This is a genomic window from Streptomyces sp. NPDC051173, from assembly GCF_040689515.1.
Lineage (GTDB): Bacteria > Actinomycetota > Actinomycetes > Streptomycetales > Streptomycetaceae > Streptomyces.
This window is the reverse complement of sequence record NZ_JBFBBD010000186.1, coordinates 1-1,182: the sequence shown is the minus strand read 5'-3', so window position 1 is coordinate 1,182 and position 1,182 is coordinate 1. Positions and strand designations below refer to the sequence as shown.

The following is a 1,182-nucleotide window of genomic DNA, read 5'->3' as shown; positions in this document are numbered from 1 at the left end:
CGTGACTCCTCCACCCCCTGAAGGGGGTGGCTTCTCGCTATGCCGGTTGAGCTTCGCGACGGACCAGCCCGGCCCGTAGAACGTTCAGGGCGCCCACCGTGTCCGCGTGTGCGTGGTGGCCGCAGGCGACGCAGTGGAACTTCTCCTGTGTGGGCCGGTTCTCCTTGGCGGTGTGCCCGCATGCGGGGCATCGCCGGGAGGTGTTGCGGGGGTCCACGGCCATCACTTCCCGTCCGGCGCTTTCAGCCTTGGCGTTCAGGATCGCGAGGAACACCCCCCATCCGGCATCAGCGATCGAGCGGTTCAGCCCGGCCTTGGACGCGGCCCCGTTGGGCAGGAAGCTGCCCGGCCGGCCGGGGTCGGGCTTCGGTGCAGGAGCCCGGCTCATGTTGCGGATCCTGAGGTCTTCGTGCGCGATGAAATCGTGTTCGCGTACGAGGCCGAGCGCGGTCTTGTGCGCGTGGTCCAGGCGCTGGCGGCCTGCCTTGCGGTGCAGTCGGGCGACCTTCTCCACGGCCTTGCGGCGGCGCTTGCTGCCGCGCTTGCACCGGCTGAGCGCTTGTTGCGCTTCTTCGAGCTTCGCGGCGGCCTTCCGGCCATGACGCGGGCTGGGCACGAAGTGGCCGTCCGAGTCGGCAAGGAAGCTGGCTATGCCAAGGTCGATGCCGACCACGCTGCCGGCCTGGGGCAACGGCTCGGGCGCGGCCTGCTCGGCGGTCAGGATGACGTACCAGCGCTTGCCCTCACGCTTGACGGAGACCGTCTTGACCCTGCCGGCCACCGGACGGTGCTGATGCACCTTGACGTGCCCGACACCTTGGAAGCGGACACGGGTGACGGGATCGTGCGGTGTGGCGTCCCAGCGGCAGCCGTCCCCGTCCCTGGGGAAGTCCACGGTGTCGAACCGGCCGATACCCCGAAAGCGCGGATAGCCGGGCTTCTCCCCGGTCTTGACGCGGCGGAAGAACGCGGCGAATGCCCTGTCCAGACGCCTGAGCGTCGCCTGCTGCGAGCTGAACGACCATCGGCCCTGACGCTCCGGGTCGAACGCCCGGATCTCTTTGAGCTGCGCCGACTGGTCCCCGTACCGGACGGTGGTCCTGGAGACGTGCCGGTAGGCATCGCGGCGTTCCCGCAAGGCGCCGTTGTAGAGCGAGCAGTGATCACGCAGCATCTCGCCGA

Annotated in this window: 1 protein-coding gene; it reads right to left on the bottom strand. The window is 69.1% G+C overall.

Annotation, left to right across the window (positions count from 1 at the left end; translation table 11 throughout):
• Positions 1–37 precede the first annotated feature (37 nt).
• Positions 38–1,182, bottom strand: a 1,145-nt coding sequence (locus AB0435_RS34265) for a transposase (protein WP_366428755.1), incomplete at its 5' end; no start/stop codon positions are given.